Annotated in this window: 23 protein-coding genes; all 23 read right to left on the bottom strand. The window is 31.4% G+C overall.

Annotation, left to right across the window (positions count from 1 at the left end; all coding sequences use genetic code 11):
- Positions 1-54: 54 nt before the first annotated feature.
- The 23 genes from CLAU_RS16025 to CLAU_RS15915 all read right to left on the bottom strand — a co-directional run bounded on the left by CLAU_RS16025 (position 55) and on the right by CLAU_RS15915 (position 23,691).
- Positions 55-2,619, bottom strand: coding sequence for a glycyl radical protein (locus tag CLAU_RS16025; protein WP_023163082.1), 2,565 nt, complete (start codon positions 2,617-2,619; stop codon positions 55-57).
- Between the two features lie 354 nt (positions 2,620-2,973).
- Positions 2,974-3,468, bottom strand: a complete 495-nt coding sequence (locus CLAU_RS16020; protein WP_023163081.1) for a flavin reductase family protein — start codon at positions 3,466-3,468, stop codon at positions 2,974-2,976.
- 3 nt (positions 3,469-3,471) lie between these two features.
- A complete protein-coding gene (locus CLAU_RS16015; RefSeq protein WP_023163080.1) occupies positions 3,472-4,245 on the bottom strand; it encodes a histidinol phosphate phosphatase in 774 nt (257 codons plus the stop codon).
- 14 nt (positions 4,246-4,259) lie between these two features.
- Complete coding sequence (locus CLAU_RS16010) at positions 4,260-5,183, bottom strand: AEC family transporter (RefSeq protein ID WP_023163079.1); 924 nt, start codon at positions 5,181-5,183, stop codon at positions 4,260-4,262.
- A gap of 127 nt (positions 5,184-5,310) precedes the next feature.
- Entirely contained in the window at positions 5,311-5,904 is a 594-nt protein-coding gene (locus tag CLAU_RS16005) for a hypothetical protein (RefSeq protein ID WP_013237844.1), read from the bottom strand.
- A gap of 83 nt (positions 5,905-5,987) precedes the next feature.
- Positions 5,988-7,499, bottom strand: a complete 1,512-nt coding sequence (locus CLAU_RS16000; protein WP_013237843.1) for a sensor histidine kinase — start codon at positions 7,497-7,499, stop codon at positions 5,988-5,990.
- Positions 7,489-8,184 carry a response regulator transcription factor gene (locus CLAU_RS15995; protein WP_013237842.1) on the bottom strand — a complete coding sequence of 232 codons (696 nt, stop codon included), beginning with the start codon at positions 8,182-8,184 and terminating at the stop codon, positions 7,489-7,491. Before CLAU_RS15995 ends, CLAU_RS16000 begins: the two co-directional genes overlap by 11 nt.
- A complete protein-coding gene (locus tag CLAU_RS15990) occupies positions 8,130-8,780 on the bottom strand; it encodes a phosphatase PAP2 family protein (protein WP_013237841.1) in 651 nt (216 codons plus the stop codon). The genes CLAU_RS15995 and CLAU_RS15990 overlap by 55 nt, the downstream gene beginning before the upstream one ends.
- Positions 8,781-9,124: 344 nt before the next feature.
- Positions 9,125-9,460, bottom strand: a complete 336-nt coding sequence (gene hisE, locus CLAU_RS15985; RefSeq protein ID WP_013237840.1) for a phosphoribosyl-ATP diphosphatase — start codon at positions 9,458-9,460, stop codon at positions 9,125-9,127.
- Positions 9,461-9,479: 19 nt separating this feature from the next.
- Positions 9,480-9,809, bottom strand: a complete 330-nt coding sequence (hisI, locus tag CLAU_RS15980) for a phosphoribosyl-AMP cyclohydrolase (protein ID WP_013237839.1) — start codon at positions 9,807-9,809, stop codon at positions 9,480-9,482.
- A 22-nt stretch (positions 9,810-9,831) separates the two neighbouring features.
- On the bottom strand, positions 9,832-10,593 hold the full coding sequence (gene hisF / locus CLAU_RS15975; protein ID WP_013237838.1) for an imidazole glycerol phosphate synthase subunit HisF: 762 nt from the start codon (positions 10,591-10,593) through the stop codon (positions 9,832-9,834).
- Positions 10,594-10,597: 4 nt separating this feature from the next.
- Positions 10,598-11,671, bottom strand: a complete 1,074-nt coding sequence (gene hisC / locus CLAU_RS15970) for a histidinol-phosphate transaminase (protein ID WP_013237837.1) — start codon at positions 11,669-11,671, stop codon at positions 10,598-10,600.
- Positions 11,672-11,699: 28 nt separating this feature from the next.
- Complete coding sequence (hisA, locus tag CLAU_RS15965) at positions 11,700-12,413, bottom strand: 1-(5-phosphoribosyl)-5-[(5-phosphoribosylamino)methylideneamino]imidazole-4-carboxamide isomerase (protein ID WP_013237836.1); 714 nt, start codon at positions 12,411-12,413, stop codon at positions 11,700-11,702.
- Between the two features lie 25 nt (positions 12,414-12,438).
- Positions 12,439-13,047 (bottom strand): imidazole glycerol phosphate synthase subunit HisH, encoded by a 609-nt coding sequence (gene hisH / locus CLAU_RS15960; RefSeq protein ID WP_013237835.1) that lies wholly within the window; start codon positions 13,045-13,047, stop codon positions 12,439-12,441.
- Positions 13,048-13,170: 123 nt separating this feature from the next.
- Complete coding sequence (gene hisB / locus CLAU_RS15955; RefSeq protein ID WP_023163076.1) at positions 13,171-13,755, bottom strand: imidazoleglycerol-phosphate dehydratase HisB; 585 nt, start codon at positions 13,753-13,755, stop codon at positions 13,171-13,173.
- 30 nt (positions 13,756-13,785) lie between these two features.
- On the bottom strand, positions 13,786-15,090 hold the full coding sequence (hisD, locus tag CLAU_RS15950; RefSeq protein WP_013237833.1) for a histidinol dehydrogenase: 1,305 nt from the start codon (positions 15,088-15,090) through the stop codon (positions 13,786-13,788).
- A gap of 11 nt (positions 15,091-15,101) precedes the next feature.
- Entirely contained in the window at positions 15,102-15,761 is a 660-nt protein-coding gene (gene hisG / locus CLAU_RS15945) for an ATP phosphoribosyltransferase (RefSeq protein ID WP_023163075.1), read from the bottom strand.
- A gap of 15 nt (positions 15,762-15,776) precedes the next feature.
- Positions 15,777-16,955 (bottom strand): ATP phosphoribosyltransferase regulatory subunit, encoded by a 1,179-nt coding sequence (locus CLAU_RS15940; protein WP_013237831.1) that lies wholly within the window; start codon positions 16,953-16,955, stop codon positions 15,777-15,779.
- A gap of 182 nt (positions 16,956-17,137) precedes the next feature.
- A complete protein-coding gene (locus CLAU_RS15935; protein WP_029702440.1) occupies positions 17,138-18,013 on the bottom strand; it encodes a DegV family protein in 876 nt (291 codons plus the stop codon).
- Positions 18,014-18,205: 192 nt separating this feature from the next.
- Positions 18,206-20,368: a DctP family TRAP transporter solute-binding subunit gene (locus CLAU_RS15930; protein ID WP_023163073.1), complete on the bottom strand. Its 2,163-nt coding sequence runs from the start codon at positions 20,366-20,368 to the stop codon at positions 18,206-18,208.
- A gap of 176 nt (positions 20,369-20,544) precedes the next feature.
- Complete coding sequence (locus tag CLAU_RS15925) at positions 20,545-21,192, bottom strand: bifunctional 4-hydroxy-2-oxoglutarate aldolase/2-dehydro-3-deoxy-phosphogluconate aldolase (protein WP_023163072.1); 648 nt, start codon at positions 21,190-21,192, stop codon at positions 20,545-20,547.
- 23 nt (positions 21,193-21,215) lie between these two features.
- The gene (locus tag CLAU_RS15920) at positions 21,216-22,139 is read right to left on the bottom strand and encodes a phosphoglycerate dehydrogenase (protein WP_013237827.1); all 924 of its coding nucleotides are present in this window, start codon (positions 22,137-22,139) and stop codon (positions 21,216-21,218) included.
- Between the two features lie 31 nt (positions 22,140-22,170).
- Positions 22,171-23,691 (bottom strand): gluconokinase, encoded by a 1,521-nt coding sequence (locus tag CLAU_RS15915; protein ID WP_013237826.1) that lies wholly within the window; start codon positions 23,689-23,691, stop codon positions 22,171-22,173.
- Between the last annotated feature and the right edge of the window lie 41 nt (positions 23,692-23,732).

Raw genomic sequence — 23,732 nt, 5'->3', positions numbered from 1 at the left:
TAAAAATGAGGAAGTAGTAAAAACTCTTCCTCAAAATATATGAAACCAAACTAACTAAAAAGTATGTTCTGTTCTTTTTATAATATCATCCTGAATTGACTTATCTAAAGAAGTAAAGTGAGCACTATATCCGGCTACACGTACTACCAGATTTCTATAATTTTCAGGATTCTTTTGAGCATCTAAAAGCGTTTCTCTACTTACTACATTAAATTGTACATGTAATCCTTTTTCATCGAAAAAGGTTCTTACTAGAGAAGATAAATTCTGTAAACCAGTCTGACCTTCTAAAGCAGATGGATGAAACTTTTGATTAAATAATGTACCATTTGAAGCTTTACAATGGTCTATTTTCGCAACAGAATTAGCAGCTGCAGTTGGTCCCATTGCATCTCTTCCTGAAACTGGTGATACACCATCTGCTAGTGGTTCCCCAGCTTTTCTTCCATCTGGTGTTGCTCCTGTCTGTGATCCCATTGGAACATTTGCAGAAACAGGATAAAGTCCTGGTTGGAATTGACCATTACGTGGATTAGTGTATTTTTCAACTTCATTACAGTAAATTAATGCGGCTTCTCGTGCTAAATCATCAACCTCATCTATATCATTACCAAACTTAGGTGCTCTATTTAATAGCATTTGACGAATACTCTCTTTATTTCCATAACTACCTAAATTAATATCTTTACCCGGCTCCAATCCTTCTAATGAGGTTTTCTTTTCTTCTGATAATAATTTCTCAATAACTTTCAATATAGTTTCAGGTGTTAATCCTTTCATATCACCCACTTCATTTATGCTATTAGCAAGTTCAGATATTGGGTTTTTCTTACATTCACCAAAATTAGTGTCTAACGCATTCTTTAAATCCTGTAAAGTTATCTTCTTATCTTCAAAAACAAGTTTCTTAATAGCTTCTAACGAGTCTGCTGCATTTGCAACTCCTACTCCTTGTGGTCCTGTAAAGTTGTAATGTGCTCCTCCTTCTTGTAATGACTTTCCTCTAGCTATACAATCGTCTGCCATTGAAGATAAGAATGGTAATGGTGCTCTCTCTCCATGTGCTAAATCTACACTGTTATCTGCATTAACTAAAAGTTTAACAAAATACTCCATCTGTAATTTGTATGCATCAAATAATTTCTCAAATGATGTAAAAGAAGTGAAGTCTCCAGTTCTTAATCCTATCTGTTTGCCATTATCCATACCATTATTTATAGTTATCTCTAATACCTTTACAATATTAAAGAATGCAGCATCATGCCATCCTTCCGTCTTTCCACCTTTTTGAGGTTCTACACATCCAATAATACCATAATCTCTAGCATCTTCTAACGTAAGACCGCGGCTTGTCAAAGAAGGAATGATAACTTCATCATTATAGTAAGCTGGCATACCTAAACCTAAACGAGTTACTTCAGCAGCTTTTAATAATAACTCATCTGGAGTTTTGTTCCAAGCTCTTATTGAAATTGATGGTTGCGGTAATTTGGTATGTGCAGTAGCTTCAAGGCACATAAATGAAAGCTCATTTGTAGCATCTCTTCCATCAATAGTTTGTCCACCTACAATTAAGTTCTGGAACATTGGATATCCACCAAATGCTTTTGTTGATCCTTCATCACGAACCTTATTAACATCATTAAATTTAACCCATAGACAATCTAAAAGTTCTTGGGCTTTTTCTTGTGTAATAAGTCCATTTGATACATCCTTCTTAAAATAAGGATACATGTATTGGTCAAAACGCATAGGTGATATTGAATGTCCATTAGATTCTATTTGAATAATAGATTGTACAAACCAAAATGATTGTAGAGCCTCATAAAACGTTCTAGCTGGTCTTTCAGGTACCCACTGACAATTTTCAGCTATTTGCATTAACTCTTCACGTCTTCGTGAATCCAATGATTGACTTGCTAAATTTCTAGCTAATTCAGCAAAACGTCTAGCAAACTTAATAACAGCTTTTGAAGTTATGATTACAGCTGTTAAAAACTGATCCTTCTTTATGTAATCTGGATCTGCTTTATCTGCTTTAGCCTTTTCACTTTCTGCATCTTCAATTATACCGTTAAATCCTTTAGATAATACTTTTGCATAATCTACAGAAATATGACCTATACCATTGAAGTAATAATTTCCAACAGTAAATACCCCTGCTTCCATTGCTTCCTTCGTTTCTGAAAACATATACTCTGTTGCAAGCTCATTTGTTGTTTTTCCATCCCAATATTTGAATACTTCTCTAAGTTGTGATTTTACATCTTCACTAATAAGAAATACATCACCAGTTCTTTTTGCAAGAGTATCAAATTCCTCCAAAAGCCACTTATTTGAAAATTCCGGAAATATTGAAGCCGCTCTAGGTTTTTTAGTTAAATTTCCTACAATAAGTTCTTCATCACGAATAACTATATCCATTTCATTTAGTATTTTTTCTAAAGCTTTAGCTCTTCTAATAATCATAGGATAAGCTTCAGTTTCCTTAAAAGATTCCGTTATTAAAACTGCTCTTTGCGCTTCGATTTCAGGAGTTACCGAGTATAAATCGTTAGTTAATTTTTCTATTCTTTTACTTTGATTTGCAGTATAAAGTTTGTTTAAAACATCATTCAATTAAACAACCCCCTTAATTAATTTTATATAACTTTTATTAATCATTTTCATAATTACATTTTATTCTTAAAGTTCCTATCTTTTTTTGATTATTTCGACCTGTTTTTGTATTATATAGATTTGAATATGATGTATTATTTTGATATATAAAAAATTTACACAACAATACTCCTCTACTTACAGTAGAGGAGTTTTAAATTAATAACTTTAATTCTGCAAAATAGAAATCTAAATTATATAGTTTCTAACTAAAAAATAAAACACATACTGTATAAATACTATGTATGAACCATCATTGTATTTATACAGTATGTGTTTTACTTATGAAAATTAAATATCTTTACAATGAAGACTTTATTTTTCATAGCAATTTACTATTTCTCCATAATAAACTGTATGATAATCTCCATCAGGATAACAATTTGAATCTACTTCTTTTGTCAAAAGTTCTTTTTTCATATCCTGTTTATATATAATCTTGCATTCATAATACATATCACATCCTGCTATCACCGGGCTATCTACACTTCTACCTGGATTAAGCTGCAAATTACACACCTTAAATTTATCTATATTCCTACCAGATTTAGTTCCACATATTGCAAGAGCCTTTTTCATATCACTGCTAAAAGGAACACTTACTGTAAAACTACCACTATTTTCCATGAATTCTTTAGTATATCTAGATTGTCTCACTAGCACGGTGAACACAGGTTTTCTCCATATAACACCTATGCTTCCCCACCCTATTGTCATAGTATTTACTTTTTCATTATATTTACTTGTAAGGAAGGCTCCTTCTTTACCTAATTGCTTGATTACTTCAGCCGAATTATTTGTAAAATCCATAATCTACACCTCTTTATCATACTCTTTTTTTCCATTTCTAAAATATACTATTTTTAAATTACACCTTCTAGCAATTTCTACTGCTTCTCTAAAATTACTTCCCATAGACTCTAAATTATGAGCATCAGAGCCTACTGTTATGTATTTTCCACCTAATTCATTAAATCTTTTATACATTTCCAGCATACTTTTTATTGAATTTTCATTTTTAAGTCTCCTAGTATTTAATTCCAAACATTTTTCTTTATCTATAAGTACTTTGAATATCTCATCAATAATATCTGGAAAATCACTGTAATATAATTCTTTATCCTCAAATTTAGCGTACCTAGCTATATAGTCAATGTGACCCAGACTATCTATAAACTCAAATTGTTTTAAATTTTCTAGCATATCTTGCAAATATTTAAAATAAGCCTCTTTTTTACTTTTGCCTTCATAATAATCTGAATAATAGAGATCTAAGTTCTCCACTAAATGTATAGATCCAATTACATAATCAAAAGAATTATCATTTATTAACTTTCTGCTTTGTTCTAAACAATCCTCCTTCATTCCAAGCTCTATGCCGAGAAGTAGATTATCATTTCTATATTTTAAATACTTGTTTAAATATTCATCTACGTTAAAACAAAATAGACCCTCTTTGGGAAAATTAATATCCATATGTTCTGTTGTTATAAAAGATATACCTTTTTCTTTTGCAGATTTTATAGCTTCTTCTATTTTCATATCAGAATCCGTAGAAAAATTAGTATGTACGTGTGTATCAAACAATATGTAACCCTCCTTCAAATTTTAGTTAGAAATTGTATACATATAACCACAATAGGGATAGTAACCATTGAAATTATAGTAGTTATAAAAACACTTCTAGCTGCCAATTTACTATCTGCTCCATACTGCTGTGCAAGCACAGAAGCCATAACAGCTGATGGCATTGCTTCAATCACAGCACACATTTGAATCATAAAACTGTCCGCCTTCACAAGTTTTAAAAGTAAAACAGTAACTAGAGGCACTATTATCAATCTCATAAATGAAGTATAATATACCTGGAATCCCGAAAAGATATCTTTGAGTTTCACTCCTGCCAGCATAGTTCCTACTATAATCATAGAAAGCGGTGTAGTCATAGAACCTACACTACTCAATGTAGTATCTACAACATATGGAAGTTTTATAGAAAATACAAACATTAAAAATCCAACGATAGTTGAAATTATAACTGGATTAGAAATTACATTTTTTATATTTTTAATATCATTTTTACCTGCATATATGGCAATTCCTACACTAAACATAAATATGTTAAGAGGTATATTAAAAATTGCTCCATAAAAAACTCCCACTTTACCAAAAAGTCCCTCTAATACTGGATATCCCATAAATCCACTGTTAGAAAATATAATAATAAATCTCATTACTTTCTTTACTTTGTCTTCATATTTATAAGCACAAACTTTACTCAACAATATAATTACTATATGAATAATAATTGAATACAAAAATATACTTTCTGCATTAGCAATCATCTTTTCTGAATACCTATAGTTAAAAGAAGTAATGAGAAGTGATGGAAGAGTGATATTAACTAAAAAACTCGATAGACTTTTTTCTCCTTCTTCAGTTATTATATTTTTCTTTTTTGCAAAGACTCCTATAAGCATCATAAGTGATAAAATTATTACTTGGTTTATTACCCTTACAATCAAAATTTTCCCCCTAATTAGGCATCTGAAAGAAATCTACCAACGCAGCATAATAAAAATAGACTAACATACTGACTAATTATTTCTTTGAAAACACCTTTTGCTGCCCCTAGATTTAAGTACATTAATATTAATCTTCCTCCATGTCAGCATACATTCCCCTATCTGCATACTTTGAAATTAAGTCCGACATTCTTATTATAACTTCATCAGTGTCATCCTTTAATATATTAATTGCAAATTCCCTATTCTCAGATAAAAATTGATATATATTTAATACTATATAATCCCTTATACGACAATACAAATAATCTTCTTCCATACATGTCAATCTTTCATTTATGTTTTTTATGGAACTATATCTCTCTAGAAATTGTAAATCATCCTTATCTGGTTCATCTCCATTTTTAAAAACCACTTTTCCATTTAATACTTCTGTCTCACATTTCTTTTCCATATTTGAAATTGTTTCACTTATTTCCGACGTGGAAGGCATATCTTGTTTTTTACCCCAAGAATGTAGAGTATCTAATTCTTCTCTCCATAGCCTTTTTATACTCAAAATATCAGCCTTTAATTCTAAAAAATAATTGTTATCATCGTTTATAGAATCCTTCTTTGCCTTTAAAACATTGTACACACTAGCATGCCAATAATTTCTGGCCTGAAGTACAGGTTTTGCAGATACTTCTACCAGTTCATCTAACAAGGTGATTTTATCCATTTATATTCCTCCTTTAAAAGCCATATTTATATTATAATCCATTAGAATAAAAATTTGAATGTAATTCGTGTAAAATATTGTTTCTATGACCTACTATCTGCCAAATTAAAAATCACATCAAATATCATATAACCTGAAGAATATTCTGCCTTTATTTTTCCACCTTGAATTTCCACTATACTTTTAGCAATAGCAAGTCCAAGCCCACTTCCTCCTGTATTAGAAGATCTTGATTTATCCACTCTATAAAACCTATCAAATAACTTATCAACTTCTTCTTTACTTACAGGCTCACACTTGTTTTTTATAGAGATTACTGCATCGCCTTTTTCTTCTTTTAATAAAACTTCTACGTCTCCCGGTTTTATACTATATCTTATAGCGTTTATAAATAAATTTTCAAACACTCTTGCAGTTTTATTCGGATCTAAATAAACAAGAAATTTCTGCTTTGGAAAACTTCTTGTAATAGTTACCCCTGTCTCTTCACAAATCGGAACCAATTCTTCCATAAGTTGTTCTAGTAATCCATTTAAAGATATACTTTGCCTATTTAAATTAACTGCATTATTGGTAAGTTTAGTGTATTCAAACAGGTCATTTATTAATTCTTCTAACTTTTCAGATTTATTGTAAGCAATATTAATATATTGTTTCATTTGTGTTTCATCCTCATATCTTTTATCTTTAATAAGAGCTAAATACCCTTTAATAGAAGTAAGCGGTGTCCTTAAATCATGAGATACATTAGTTATGAGCTCATTTTTTATTCTCTCCTCTTCCCTTTCAACTTTCATTTTATTATTTAGCTCTTCTGCCATAAAATTTATATTATTTGATAGTAAAGCCAGTTCGTCTCTCCCCTGACTCTTTATTCTATAATCTAAATTTCCCCTTGATATTTCTATAAGTCCAGAAGATATATTTTCTATGTATTTCATTTTTTTATTAGTTATAAAATAAAACATTGTTAGAAATGATATAAAAGATACAATGGTCCCAGGAATGGGATTGTATCTTTTTTCATAAATTATTTCATACTGGGGCATACCTTTAACGACTAAATAGGCTTTTCCATCAATAAAATTTATAGGATAAAAACTGATATATTCTCTATTTTTACTTATTTCATTACCTTTATTAGTTGCATATATGTTTTGAATATTTTTCATCATTTCAAGAGAATTTTTTATGGAATTCTTTATAGTAGTATATACATCTATTTGTGTTTCATCTGCATTATTTGATTTGTACAAAACTTTTCCATTTAAATCCGTAATCATTATCTTTTCCAAATCTGAGGTATCATTACAACTATCTATAATTTTTTGTATTTTATTCTTATCGTCTATACTTATACTTTTACTCTTTATTTCATCACCTATTAAGTTGGCATTTACGGACATCCTATCTATACCTTTACTATAATCTATTCTAGCAGTGATATTCCTATTTTGTAAAAAAACGCCTGCTACTTTTCCAAGTGCAGCAGACGTGACAAAACAGAGGGCAAATACAAATATAAGCTCCAGCCTTATACTGTTTTTCATTTTACTCAAGCTAGATTCTAAAGATATTCTAAAATCATTTTTCAACTTTATATCCCACCCCCCAAATGGTCTTTATAAAACGAGGTCTTCTCGGATTTTCCTCTATCTTTTCTCTTATTTTTCTTATATGTACCATTACAGTGTTATCAGATTCAAAAAAATCCTGTTTCCATACAGATTCATAGATCTTTTCAATACTAAACACTACACCCCTATTTGAAGATAAAAGTTCTAAAATTTCAAATTCTCTTGGAGTGAGTTTTACATCCTTGTTACCAACCTTTACTTGGTGATTTTTAGTGTTTATCATTAAGTCATCTACTTCAATTACTTCCTGGTCAACTTTTTTAGGTACATTTAACCTTTTATATCTTCTCAGTTGAGATTTTACTCTGGCTACAAGTTCCAGAGGATTAAAAGGTTTTACTACATAATCATCGGCTCCAGTAGTAAGACCTAATATTTTGTCTAAATCTTGACTTTTAGCTGACAACATTATTATAGGCATATTTTTACTTTTTCTCATTCTCATACAAACTTCAATTCCATCCATTTTAGGCATCATTATATCTAAAATTACTAAATCAACTTCATTATCATTTGAAATCTGTAAAGCTTCTAAACCATCAGAAGCTTTCAATACTTTGTATCCTTCATTTACTAAATATATCTCAACTAAGTCTCTAATTTCTTTTTCATCGTCAACCACCAACACAATTTCTTTTTCCATATTAGTCCCCTTTCCAAAATGAAACCAGCAACAAACCTATAGATTATCTCTGCCAATAGTATAGCAAAGATCATATCTAAAATCACATGCTGTTTTACAAATTGGGTAGATACTATTACAGATATGCCTATAAAATTCATAGCAAATTTTATAAAAGGTTTTTTATCCAATTTTCTTGATGCCATCATTATTATATAACTTGCAAGCACATGTATACTGGGGAAACAATTAAAAGGCTTATCCCAGCTATAGGTAAACCTTACAGCACGAGAAAAAATATCATTTCCACTAACAACAGGCCTTGGCACCATGGTCTGAAAGAAAAAATAGATTATATAACATGTAATCATACCTATAACCATAGTTATTACGCATTTATAATAACTATTCCTATAATTAAAACACAAATATACTAGTGATACAAACATAAATGGAAACCACATCCAATATGCAATTATAAATTCTTTTATAAATGGAATGGCCATATCCAAACTAGTAACTAAACTATGACATCCTCTAATTGTATTATTTAGCAAACCATAAGACACATTTATTGCAGGTATGATTAGTAGCAAACTCAATGGTAGTAAATTCAATTTTAAACGCTTCAATACAACACCAACTCTCAAATTTAAATGCCTAACTTTCTAAAATTATTATATAACATTCTATACTTATTATTATAGGAAAAATTTCTTAATATTTGTTAATTAAATTCTTAAAAATTTCTTAAATTATAAGATTACTTAGCATTTACCTTCTAATGAAAAAAAGTAAACTGCACTCTTTATATTCAAACACAGCTTACTTTTATCAATAAATCTTACTTAGTTTAAGTTTTACAATAGGTATCCCATCTGATAAATTTTCTAACTTAAAAATCAATGTATGCGTAAAAATATTCGCAGTATACGTTGATTTTTAGTTTAGAATCTCTATATTAGTGTATTCCTTCTATAATTTTTCTTTCAGGTTTTTTATTACATATTTTCTGTCTTCTTTTACCAAGTTCTTGTGATAAATCATCTAAAGTTATATTTTGATTTGACATTAAAACTAAAAGGTGATATATCAAATCACATATCTCATAAACTTCCTCTTTTTTATCATTGTTTTTGCTTGCAATTATAACTTCTGCACTTTCTTCCCCTACTTTTTTTAATATCTTATCTATTCCTTCTTTAAATAGGTAACTTGTATAAGAACCTTCTATAGGATCTGACTTTCTCTCCTCTATAACTTTACTTAATTCCTCTAATATACTTTGAAATTCCATAAAATATTCCCCCTTCAATTTAATATAATTTTCTATAAAAACAGCTCCTGTTTCCTGTGTGACAAGCTGCTCCTATTTGCTCAACTTTTATTAAAATTGTATCATAATCGCAGTCCACACTTATACTTTTTACATTTTGATAATGACCTGATGTAGCTCCCTTGTTCCAAAGCTCATTTCGAGATCTACTAAAGAACCAGGTCTTTCCTGTTTCCAGCGTTCTTTTTAACGACTCCTCATTCATATACGCCATCATAAGTACTTCTCCATTTTGAAAGTCCTGAACAATTGTAGGTACAAGTCCCTTCCCTTTTTCAAAATCTATGTTCTTTAAAATTTCTCTTTCCATATTTTCACCTTTGTTCATATTTTTATACCCTCACCGGTATATCCTTAGTTTTTAAATATTGTTTAACTTCACCTACAGTAAGCTCTCCATAGTGAAAAAGTGAGGCTGCAAGGGCTGCATCTGCTCCTGCATCATTAAATACATCATAGAAGTCATTTAAAGACCCACATCCTCCTGAAGCTATTACTGGAATATTTACCAGATTAGTTACAGTTCTTGTAAGTTCTATATCATATCCATTTTTAGTACCATCTGCATCCATACTAGTTAAAAGTATTTCACCTGCACCTAAGCTTTCTGCCTTTTTAATCCACTTTAATGCATCTATTCCTGTATTTTTTCTTCCGCCTTCTACAAATACATCCCAACCATCTCCTGAATCCCTTTTTTTAGCATCCACTGCAACTACTACACATTGTGATCCAAATTTGTCTGCTGCCTCATATATTAAGTTAGGATTCCTTATAGCAGAAGAATTTATTGATATTTTATCTGCACCTGCCCTAAGTATGTTTTTAAAATCATCTATCTGAGATATTCCACCGCCTACTGTAAGCGGTATGAACACTTTTTCTGCAGTTCTTTCTACTAAATTAATTATGGTTTTTCTCTTTTCATGAGTAGCTGTAATATCCAGAAATACTATTTCATCTGCTCCCTGTCTATTGTAATGTTCAGCTATTTCAACAGGATCTCCTACATCTTGTAGGTCAACAAAGTTTATTCCTTTAACAACCTTTCCCATATTCACATCTAAACATGGAACTATTCTTTTTGTAAGCAAAATCTTAGCTCCTCTCTATCTCATCTATTATTTCTTTAATTTTATCTATAAAGAATTTCATATCTTCATCTGATCCTATACTTACCCTTAAGTAATTGTCTATTCTATCCTTGTTAAAATATCTTACAAGAACTCCTTTTTCCCTTAACTTTATAAAAAGTTCTTTTGCAGGATATTTGGCATGGCTTATAAAAATGAAATTGGATTTTGAAGGTATGATATTAAAGTCCATTTTTTCTAATTTATTTACAGTTGTTTCTCTGGTATTTATTACTTTACTAACACATTTTTCAAAATAATCCTGGTCTTCAAAAGCTGCTATTGCTGCTGCATTTGAAACCCTGTCTACAGTATAGGAATTGAATGAATTTTTTATTCTATTCAGTCCATTTATAAGTTCTTCTTGTCCAAGTGCAAATCCCACACGAATTCCAGCTAAAGAACGTGATTTAGATAATGTCTGTACTACCAAAAGATTAGCATAGTTTTTTATAAGACCTACTACAGAGTTTCCTCCAAAATCCACATAAGCTTCATCAATTATGACTACTTTATTTTGATTATATTTTAAAATTTCTTCAATTTTTTTGGTTTCAAGACATCTTCCTGTAGGTGCATTTGGATTGGGAATTACTATTCCTCCGTTTTCAGTTAGAAACTCCTTAAATGGAATTGAAAAATCTTCATTTAATTTTGCAAGCTTATAATTTAGATTATATAAATTAGCATAAACAGGATAAAAACTGTAACTTATATCCGGAAAAATTATAGTTTCATCCTTATTAAAAAAAGTTAGAAAAGACATAGCCAGAACTTCATCAGATCCATTTCCTATAAAAATTTGATTTTTATTTAAGCCATAATATTTGGAAATAACGTCCCTTAACTCATCGCAATCTGGATCTGGGTACAACCTCAAGTCTTCATCTGCAGCATTTTTTATTGCCTTAATTACCTTAGGGGACGGTGGATAAGGACTTTCATTTGTATTCAATTTAACATATTTTTTATCCTTAGGCTGTTCACCACACACATAAGGTTCTACACTTTTTGTGATTTCGCTCCAATACTTACTCATGATTCATTCCACCTTCTACTGTAATTTTTTATTTGCAAATTTCTATGGCTTCTTTTAAATCTATGTTTCCAGAATATATAGCTTTGCCTGTAATAGCACCGTAAATATCCATTTTACTTATATCCTTCAAATCGTCTATATTTTTTATTCCGCCAGAAGCTATTATCCTGCAGCTTACACTGTTTTGAATTTTAAAGAGTTGATCTAAATTAGGTCCCTTTAGCGTTCCGTCTTTACTTATGTCTGTAAAAATGATAGTTTTGACTCCTATGTCCTCCATTCGTTTTGCAAAATCTATGTAATGGACACTGCTTACATTAAGCCATCCATTTACTGCAACTTTCTTATTTTTTGCATCTATTCCCACTGCTATTTTTTCTCCATATTTTTTTAGTGCTTCTTTTGCAAAATCAGGATTTTTTAAAGCTGCAGTTCCAAGTATTACTCTTGATATTCCTATTTCTATAAGCATATCTATGGTTTTTATATCTCTTATACCTCCACCAAGTTCTACTGGAATCTTAATGGCGTCTATTACCTTTGATATGACTTCTATATTTTTTATTTTTCCATCAAGTGCCCCATCTAAATCCACCATATGAATATACTCTGCACCGCTTTTTTTAAAGCTCAGTGCTACCTTTACCGGGTCTTCTCCTACTATCTCCGATTTTTCAAATTTTCCTTGATACAATCTAACACATTTTCCATTTCTTAAATCTATCGCTGGAAGTATCAACATATAAAAGCCCCCTTAAATTATCCAATTAAGCTGTTATCTTTACAAAATTTTTGAGCATTTCAATACCTACGTCACCACTTTTTTCTGGATGGAACTGAGCTCCATAAACATTATCTTTACTTACAACAGCTGGTATATTTATTTCTCCATAAGTGCTATAGGCATTTAAATTTTCTTTAAATTTTAATTCTCCATAAAATGAATGCACAAAGTATACATAGCTATTTTTAGGTACATCCTCTAAAATTTTACACTGTTTATCTATTACTAAATTATTCCACCCCATATGTGGTATCTTTATATCCCCATATAACTTTGTTATTTTTCCTGGTATCAGACCTAATCCTTCACACTCTTCTATTTCTTCTCCTATGTCAAATAAAAGCTGCATTCCAAGGCATATTCCCATAAAAGGCTTTCCTCTTCCTGCTTCCTTTTTTAGCACTTTATCTAAATTTCTCTTTTTCAAATTCTTCATAGCCTCGGGAAATGCACCTACCCCAGGAAGTATAATTGCTTCACTTTTTTCTATTTCACGCTGATCTGAAGTTATTTTACTATCTGTTCCTATATATTTAAGTGCTTTTTGAACACTCTTTAAATTTCCCATACCATAATCTACAATGGAAATCAATTTTACACACCCCTTTCTTCAATGCACAATGCACAATTATGGATAATTTTCGTAACATAGTGAAGAAAAATCTCCATCAACTTTCTACTCACTATTAATTATTAATTCCTAATTTTTAACTATTTATATAGTTCCTTTCGTAGACATTATTCCATTTATACTTCTATCTATACATACTGCCTCTTTAAGTGCATGACCAAATGCCTTAAATATTCCTTCTATCATATGGTGTGTATTTTTTCCGTAGATTACTTTTATATGAAGTGTCATTTCTGCATTAAAAGCAACTGCCCTAAAAAATTCTTCTACCAATTCCGTATCCATTTCTCCTACCTTTTCAGTTTTAAAATCAGCATCAAATACTAAATAAGGTCTGCCACTCAAATCTATAGATACCATCGAAAGACTCTCATCCATTGGTATAAAAAATGTTCCATATCTTTTTATATTTTTTTTATCTCCCAAGGAATCTTTTATACATTTCCCCATGACAATTCCTATATCCTCCATGGTATGATGAAAGTCCACATCAAGATCACCTTTTGCAGCTATATCAAGATCTGTCATCCCATGTTTTGCTATCATGCACAACATATGATTAAAAAAGCCTATTCCCGTATCTATATTGTACTTTCCACTACCATCTAAATTTATTTTTACCTTCACATCAGTTTCATAGGTCTTTCTAGAAAGTTCCCCTCTCCTCAAACAAAACACCTTCTTTTAATGAAATATTTACTATTTAGTTCTAACTTTTATTGAATTTGCATGAGCTGTAAGCCCTTCTGTTTCTGCTAACTTTATAATTTTGTCTCCTATTTTTGAAAGAGCCTTCCTGGAATAACGAGTAAAACTTGATTTTTTTATAAAATCATCTACAGAAAGTGGAGAAAAAAACCTAGCTGTTCCGCTTGTCGGAAGTATATGATTTGGTCCTGCCATATAATCCCCAAGAGGTTCCGGTGCAAAATCACCCATAAATATGGAACCTGCATTTTTTATATCTCCAAGTATAGAAAAAGGATCCTCAACACATAATTCCAGATGTTCTGGAGCTATTTCGTTTGCCACATCTATGCCTTCTTCTATGCTGTCTACTATAATTATGGCTCCGCGATCTTTCAGAGATTTTAGTATTATATCCTTTCTTTCCAAAGATTGTACTTGTCTTTCAAGTTCCAGTTTCACTTCTACTACCAATTCTTTCGAAGTTGTAACAAGTACTGCAGATGCAAGTACATCATGTTCTGCTTGTGACATCAAGTCTGCTGCCACATATTTTGCTTTTGCCCTCTCATCTGCAATTATAAGTATTTCACTTGGCCCTGCTATCATATCTATATCTACCTGGCCATATACGCTCTTTTTTGCCATAGCTACAAATATATTCCCAGGTCCCACTATTTTATCCACTTTAGAAATACTTTCTGTTCCAAAAGCCAGCGCTCCTACAGCTTGTGCTCCTCCCGCCTTATATATTTCATCTACTCCAGCTATATCAGCAGCTACTAAAATATTAGGATTTATACTTCCATCTTCTGAAGGTGGAGTTACCATTTGCAAATTTTTAACCCCTGCTACTTTTGCAGGAATTGCATTCATTAAAACTGAGGATGGATATGCAGCTGTTCCCCCTGGTACATATATTCCTACATTCTCCAGTGCTCTAATTTGCTGTCCAAGTACTACTCCTTCTTCTTTTGTAATTATCCAGGAGGTTTTCTTCTGCTTTTCATGGAAAAATTTTATGTTTTCCGCTGCAGTTTTTAATGCATCTATAAACTCATCTTCTACAAACTCATAAGCCTTTTTTATTTCTTCTTGTGTCACTTTTATATTGCTTTTAGTAACTTCTTTACTATCAAATAAATTTGTATATTTTAGAAGAGCCTCATCTCCATTTTTCTTTATATCTTCAAGTATTTTAGAAACTTTTAAAGTTACATCTTCCTGTATACTCTCTTCTATATTTCTAAAATTTTTTAAATATTTGCTTCCTTCTTCCGTATCTAAATATACTGTCTTTACAATTTTATCTTCCATGAATTTTCCTCCTAATTTGTCAATATGTCTCCTACCCTTATCTGCATTTGAATTCTATTTATTATGTTCTCTATTTCATTTTTCTTCATCTTCATACTAGCTACATTTACTACCATTCTGGCACTTATGTCACATATATTTTCATAAACCACCAGTCCGTTTTCCTTTAAAGTAGTTCCAGTTTCCACTATATCAACTATGGCGTCTGCTAGTCCCAGTATAGGAGCCAATTCCACAGAACCTTCTATTTTTATAATTTCCACATCCTGTCCCAATTTTCTAAAATAATTTCTAGCTACGTTGGGATATTTTGTAGCAATCTTTTTTCTATTATACCCGGAATAAAAATTAGAATTTTTAGGTCCTGCTACAGAAAATTTACACTTTCCAAAACCCAAATCCAGTACCTCATAAAAATCTTTATTTTGTTCCAGTAAAGTATCTTTTCCAACTATGCCAACATCAACTACTCCATGTTCTACATAAGTAAGTACATCAGGAGCCTTCACAAGCACAAAATCTATATTGTCTTCTTCATTGTGAAATATAAGCTTTCTTCCTTTATTTATAACTTCACTACAATCTATACCTGACTTTTGAAATATATTTACAGCTTCTTTTTCAATTCTGCCCTTAGTTAAAGCTATTTTTACCCTCTTCATATTTGACATATCAATTCTACGCTCCTATATTTTTGTGAATTCCATATTTTTTTTCTCTGCATATTTTCTTGCTTCACTTTCATCTCTAAAAGGACTTAACTCTGTAACTATACCCTGATTTCTTAAGCTTTCAGCCTTTTCATAAGCTTTTCCAAAACTTTCTCCCCCATAATATACAAGAACCTTAGTATTTTTTTCACAACACAACTGTCCATTTTCTTCAAGTGAAGTGATTATTCCATCTACATCCATGGCAAATCCTGTAGCAGGCTGACTATCTCCAAATTGAGCTATCAAATTGTCATATCTTCCTCCACTTAATATATTTCCTCCAAATCCATGAGTATAACCTCTAAATATTATGCCAGTATAATAATCTATGTTGTGTACCATTCCTAAATCAAGAGCTAGATATTTTTCAAAACCAATACTTTTTACAATCTCATACACCTTTTTTATACTTTCTAAAGCCTTCAATGCTCTCTTGTTATCTTCCATAAGATGAGAGGCTCTTTCAATTACCTCCATCCCTCCAAATAACTTAGGAAGTTCTTCCAAAGACTTTAAAGAGCTTTCTTCAAATTTATCTTTGTTTTCAAGAAGTATGTTATTTAAAGCAGTAAAATTTTTATTATTTATACTCTTTCTAAGTTTCTCTCTTTCTTCATAATCCAAATTTACACCATCTACTAGTGCTTTAAATAATTCTGCATGTCCAAGTTCTATTTTAAAATTCTCAAGTCCACAGCTTAAAAGTGCCTTTATTCCTGTTACTATAACTTCAGCGTCTCCTCCGATACCTTCTATGCCTATTATTTCAATACCAGATTGAGTTATCTCACTATTTTTTCCATTTAAACTTTCGCTGACTCTATACACATTGGAAGTATAACAAAGTCTTAGAGGATGAACTACTTCCTTCAATTTTGTACCTGCGATTCTAGCAATAGGGGTAGTCATATCTGCCCTCAAAGCTAAAATTCTTCCCTGGTTATCAATCAATTTATATATTTTTTCCTGCGGTAAAGTTGCATTTTCCCCATTAAACACATCATAGAATTCTAATGTTGGTGACTTTACTTCCATAAATCCACTTTGTATATAGATTTTTTTTAATATATTTTCTATCTTCACTTTTTCCGCACATTCATTAAACAAAATATCCTTTGTTCCCTCAGGTATATATTTTTTCCAATTAGTCACAAGTATCACTTCCTTATTTTATTACAGTATCGCTTTAATTCGATGTAGTGATAAATTAAACGTTATTGATATAATAACAGTTAATTTATAAAATTTCAATATGTTTTGCAAAAAAAAATTACTACTGAATTTAAATACAGTAGTAATTTCTTATATTTACCATATTCATTTAATCAATACAATCATCTTTTATTTCCCAAAAAACAAAGTGAAAGCATTCCGCTGCCGCAGTGAGTAGCCATACCCATACCCAACGTGTTTATGATAAATTTATTATTTGGAAATTCTCTCTCTATTATATTTTTTAAAAGCTTGGCGTCTTCTATACAATTTCCATGAGATATACCTATAACCTGATTTTTATCATCTAAGGCTCTTTCTCTAAATCTTTCTACCAGGTATTTTATAGCTTTTTTTCTTCCCCTAACATTGGTTACATTTTTAAGTTCTCCTTGATTTTCAATATATATAATAGGCTTTACATCCAAAAGAGTACCTATAACAGCTTTAGATGAAGATATTCTGCCACCTCTCTTTAAATGCTTTAAATCCTCTACCACAAACCAATAATTCATCTTTAGCCTATTATTGTTTACCCAATTTACAATCTCATCTTTACTTAAACCTTGCTGTGCCATTTTACAAGCATAGTATACTAAAATTCCAAGTCCAATAGAAGAACCTTTACTATCTATCAATGTTATATCTGCATCTTCAAATTCGCTTAAAATTGCATCCTTTGCTAGTTTTGAGCTGTTAAAAGTTCCACTTATTCCAGATGACATTCCTATGTATATGATAGGTCTTTTCTGTTTCAGCAATTCTCTAAATTTTTCAGTAAACCTGTATTCATTTATCTGTGATGTATATGGCATTTCTCCATTTTCAAGGCCCTTATAAAATTCCTCATAGCTTAAGGATTTACCAAAATCATCCTCATAATCTTTGCTTTTAAAGTGACACATCAACCCCAAAAATGGTATATTATTTTTTTCCATAAAACTTCCTGGCAAATCACAGGATGCATCCGTCATGATTATAGGTACTGTCACCAACATCTCCCCCAATATAATATGTTATTTACATTATAGTCCTTTTACATATGTTTCCATATAATATTATATCAAAAATACAGTATATTGACCACACTAACATATGTGAATTTGCCAGTTATAGAATTTCTTTAAAGTTAAAGGCTATATTTTAATATAGTGTTTAAGTATAATCTAAAAATTAATAGAAACTACTTTCTATATTCCTTCAGCTTTTTCAATCTCATCAAATAGCTCTTTTACTAATTCTTTACCGATTTCATTTTTGTATTTATCAACAACAGGTTTGACAGCATCCTTAATTTTAACCATTTCATCCCGACTTATAGAATCAACTTTCATTCCTCTGGATTTTAACTCCGATAAACATCTGTCAACTCTCTTTCTATTAACCTCTGTAGTATAAAGTGCTCCTTCTTTGGCACATTCTATAATGATTTTTTTGTCGTTTTCCGGAACCGTATCCCACAATTTTTTTGAATACATAAGTACAAATGGTGAATATACATGATGGGTCAATGTCAAGTATTTTTGAACCTCGTCAAATCTATCACCGTAAATTGCCGTAACAGGATTCTCTTGTCCATCTATTTCCTTTTTACGCATTGCATTATATAATTTTGCATAAGGAAGTGGTACAGGTTCTGCACCTAAATACTTCCATGTATCAATATGCAAATCATTTTCCATTGTCCTGATTCTTAAACCTTTAATATCTTCTAACTTTGTTATGGGACGTACAGAATTGGTAGTATCCCTGAAACCATTTTCAGCAAATGCAAGTCCATAAAATCCATACTCCTCAAGCATATCTAATAACTTTCTTGCAAAAGTACCATTAAGTACTTTGTCTGCTATATGCTCATTTTTGAATATAAAAGGAAAATCAAATATCATAAATCTCTTGTCAAAGCAAGCCAATGTTGAAAACGACGGATATGTCATTTCAAGAGTACCTTTACCTAACATCTCTATCATATCCATACCTGTTCCAAGTTGTGCACTATGGTAAATCTTAAGTTTATACCGGCCATTGGTATGTTTTTCCAGTTCCTGTCCAAATCTCTCCATACCGGCATAACATATAGAATTGTTCGTCATTTCAAAGCCGACTCTGAGAGTTCTCACATTTGAAAACTTAAATTTGAAAAGTGCCTGCTCCAAATTGCCGGCCATATTTGAAAGTTTCTTTGCATTTCCAGCTATTGAAGCGACTGATTTAGAAATTTGTTCACTATTTTCAGATACAGTTTGCGTGGAAGCTGAAGATTCTTCCGCAATAGCAGCTACATTATGCACTGTAGACATCAAATCATTGGTAGCTTTTGATTGATTATTCGCATGAGTAACCACTTGCTGTAGTTTTTCCCTTGATTTTTCAATGCTGCTTATAATACTTTCAAAATTACACTTTGCTTTATTTATAGTATCTACACCCGAGACAGTACTTTTACTCATAATTTCAAATGCCTTAACTACTTGTGACGTATCTAAAAGCATGCCTTCTATTATTTTATTTATTCTTTTTGCTGCCTGCTGTGACTGATTGGATAATTGGCGAACTTCCTCAGCTACAACTGCAAATCCCTTGCCGTGTTCTCCCGCTCTTGCTGCCTCAATCGCAGCATTTAACGCCAACAAATTAGTTTGATCTGAAATGCTATTTATTAGATCAACAATTCCACTTACCTCAGTTGATTTACCTTTTAATTCATTACCAAGTTTTGTATTATTGTCGGTAACACTGGATATATCATTTATTACTGATACTGATTTTTCAATTAACATTTGTCCTTCTTTTGCCGATTGAAGAACATTTCGCGTACTTTCAAGTACTTTTTTCGACTCTTCTGCAGTATTCTCGGCCAGTTCAAAAACTTGACTATTCTTATTTGCAGCTTCAACTGCCATCCCACCAGTTTCTTGAGACCCTGCAGCAATTTCAGATATTGTGGCTGAAATTACTTTTATGCCACGGTTTGTTTCATCAGATACTGATGCAAATTCCACACTTTTTTTAGACATTTCTTCTGCCTCATCGTTGATCAAACTCAACAGGTTACGTAAATTTTCAAGCATAATATTAATTGAATTTCCTATCATACCCAGCTCATCATTTGACCTGGACTCAATCGCAACCGTCAAATCTCCTCCTTTTATATTTGAAACTTGTTTACAGACATTCTTTAGAGATTTAGCAATACGATGTAATTTAATGAAACTGATAAAGTACAGAACCAAAACAAAAAATGCAATAATTATATTACACAAATTAAAATCAAAGATAATCATGCGAATCAACAATACAATTAGTAATATAACTGATATTGCTGAAAAAATTTTTAAGTAATTTTTTTGCATAAGACATCAACACCCCGAATCATTTATATATAATTATTAACTATTATTGTAAATTATATTTATTAAAAGTCGATTTATGTCTTAACATGTACTGTCAGCAACACCCCTAACATATTTACAAAATAAATATGTTAGGGGTGATAAATACCTATAATTTATTATAGGAAATTATTATTCTATTTGCCTTCCTTTGCTTCTTTCACTGCCTGTACAAATTTCTTTGCAGTTTCAGTTACCAATTCATAGTCACCTGTTTTAGCGCCTTTTGTCAAATCTCCACCCGTTCCTACAGCTATAGCTCCTGATTTTATCCATTCCTTTACATTACCTAAATTCACTCCACCTGTAGGCATGAAATTACCCTGTGGAATAGGTCCTTTAAAAGCTTTAATTATTTGAGGTCCGAAAACACTTCCCGGAAAGATCTTTATTATTTCCGCTCCTGCTTCCAAACCTTCAACTGCCTCTTTTACAGTCATGGCACCAGGCATTACTAAAATACGATATCTATTGCATAACTTAATAACATCTGCATTAAAGCTTGGACTAACTATATATTTTGCTCCTGCAAGTATACAAGCCCTTGCAGTTTCTGCATCAAGTACGGTTCCAGCACCTATCACTACATCTTCATTTTTATAATGCTCAGCAAGTTCTTTTATTATGTCTATTGCACCCGGCACAGTCATTGTAATTTCAAGCATCTTGATGCCACCTTTTTTTACAGCATCAACTATTTTGAGTCCCTGTTCTTTCGAATCTGCTCTTATTACTGCTACAACTCCTTGCTGCGCCAGTTTCATTATTGTCCTAACCCTATTCATTGTCTAATTCCCCTTTATAATCTTTATTTTATATTTTCAATAATATTGTTTGCTGCCATAATTCCCATATTGTCAACTGCCTCAAAGGTTGATGCTGCACAATGTGAACCTACAACTATATTGTTCAAATCAAGTAGTTCTTTATTTTTAGGTGGCTCCTGTTCAAAAACATCTATACCTGCACCCCAAATTCTATTATTTTTCAATGCATCATATAGTGCATTTTCATCTATTAATCCACCTCTCGCAGTATTTACTATCACCGCATTTTCTTTCATCATGTTTAACTCTTTTTCTCCAATTATATATTTGGTTTCTTTAGTAAGTGGAAGATGAATACTAATAAAATCAGCTTCCTTTAATATTTTTTCAATAGTTACGTACTGTACATTATTTCTAGAAGCAAAATTCATATCTTTGTACACGTCATAAGCTAAAACTTTCATGTCAAAACCCTTAGCTCTCTTTGCGACTCCTTTACCTATATTTCCAAGTCCAATTAATCCAAGTGTTTTTCCATACATGCCAATACTTGTAACTTTACTCCAATCAAGTTTTCTGCAGCCTCTGTCTATCGTTACAATTTTTCTTGCAACTGAAATCATAAGTGCAAATGCATAATCAGCAACTGCATCTGAATTTGCTCCTTTTGTTATAGTTATAGTTATATTGTTGTTTTTTGCATAATTAAGATCAATATTATCAGTTCCAACACCATATTTTGATATTACTTTCAATTTTTTTGCATGTTTTAAAACTTCAGCATTTAATGGATCTACTCCTATAATAATCCCATCTACATCCGCAACTTCTTTAATCATTTCATCTTGAGTCAAAATTCTCCCATATGGATTTACAACAAGTTCAAATCCTCTTTGCTTAAGTAATTCAAAAGGCTTCTTACTATGCTTACCAAATGACCTTGGCGTAATTAATATCTTTCCCATATTTACTACCTCTTTTCCAATACTTACACAATTAAAATAATTGTTTTCCCAAAATAGCTGTATAGTAATTTAAAAATCTTTTATACATATCCTTGTAGACTTCAACATTTTTACTATTTGGTTTTATCACTTTAACAGGTTTCATCTTAGGTATGGGATCCTTCAAACTTTTTATGTCTCCCACAGCCACCATTCCGGTATACGCTGCTCCAAAAACAGAAGCTTCTGTTATTCCTGCAACTGCTATTTCTTTATTAAAAATATCCGCCTGAATTTGCAACCATATATCTGAATTTGCATATCCGCCATTTGCAATTATCTGCTGGACATTACCATCAATTTTTTCTATCATCCTGTATATTGAATACATATTATAAATAACGCCTTCCATAGATGCTCTTATAATATGTCTTTTATCATGCATAAACCTTAATCCAACTAATGACCCAGTTGCATCTGCATTCCAACCAGGTGCTCTCTCTCCTGTTATAAATGGTAAAAAGGTCAATCCATTGCTCCCAGGATCTATCTGTGAAGCATAGTAATCAAAAAGGTGATAAATATTATCATATTTAGCTTCAGAAGCTTCTTTTTCAAACTGCTGTCTAAATTGGTTTCTAAAATACTTGAGAACTATTCCTCCATTATTTATTGCTCCACCGGCTACCCATGTATCTTTAGTAAAACAGTAACACCACGTCCTCTGTTCTTCATCAAAAAGTGGTTTATTTACAGCAATCCTCAAAGCTCCACTGGTGCCAATTGTACATGACATTGATGTATCATCAAAGCCCCCGCATCCTATATTTGCCATTATTCCATCGCCTGATCCTATTACTAACGGCGTATCAATTTTTATTCCCATTTGCCGTGCATATTCACTTTTAATGCCTGGCACTACATAGGTGCATTCCTTGACTTCACCAAATCTATCTGAATCTATTTGCAATATATTTTTTAAAATATATTCATCCCACTGAAAATTATTTATATTCAGACAACCCATTGCTGAAGCATCCGTAACATCAATTACAAATTTACCACTCAGTTTAAAAATAATATATTCTTTGATAGTGACAAATTTATAAGTATTTTTAAAAACTTGCGGCATTTTATTTTTAACCCATAGTATATTGCTCAGAGGATACATTGGATGTTGTACCCTGCAGCCAGTTTTTCTGTACAATTTATTGCAATCATAATTTTTTTCTATAAATCTTGCTTCATCTATAGACCTTGTATCACCCCATGTAATAACGTTTGTAAGATTATTTCCATTTCTATCTACTGCAAGAAAGCTGTGCATCTGAGAACTCATACCAATAGATCTTATATCATTAAATGATAAATTGCATTTATCAATAGAATTCTTAACTACTTCTATAAGTGATTTAAATACAACATCAGGATCGAGTTCTAACATTCCTCGTTCAGTACAAATAGTCGGATATTCTTTATAATCAAAACCTATTTGATTACCTTTTATATCAAATACATTTGATCTTATCCCACTAGTTCCAATATCGATTCCCAAATAAACCCTTTCACTCAAGTTACTACACCTTCTTAATTTTATAAAATTCTATATCTTAC

This window comes from Clostridium autoethanogenum DSM 10061 (assembly GCF_001484725.1).
Lineage (GTDB): Bacteria > Bacillota > Clostridia > Clostridiales > Clostridiaceae > Clostridium_B > Clostridium_B ljungdahlii.
Note: the sequence above shows the minus strand (reverse complement) of the source record. Positions and strands in the feature narration are given on the sequence as shown.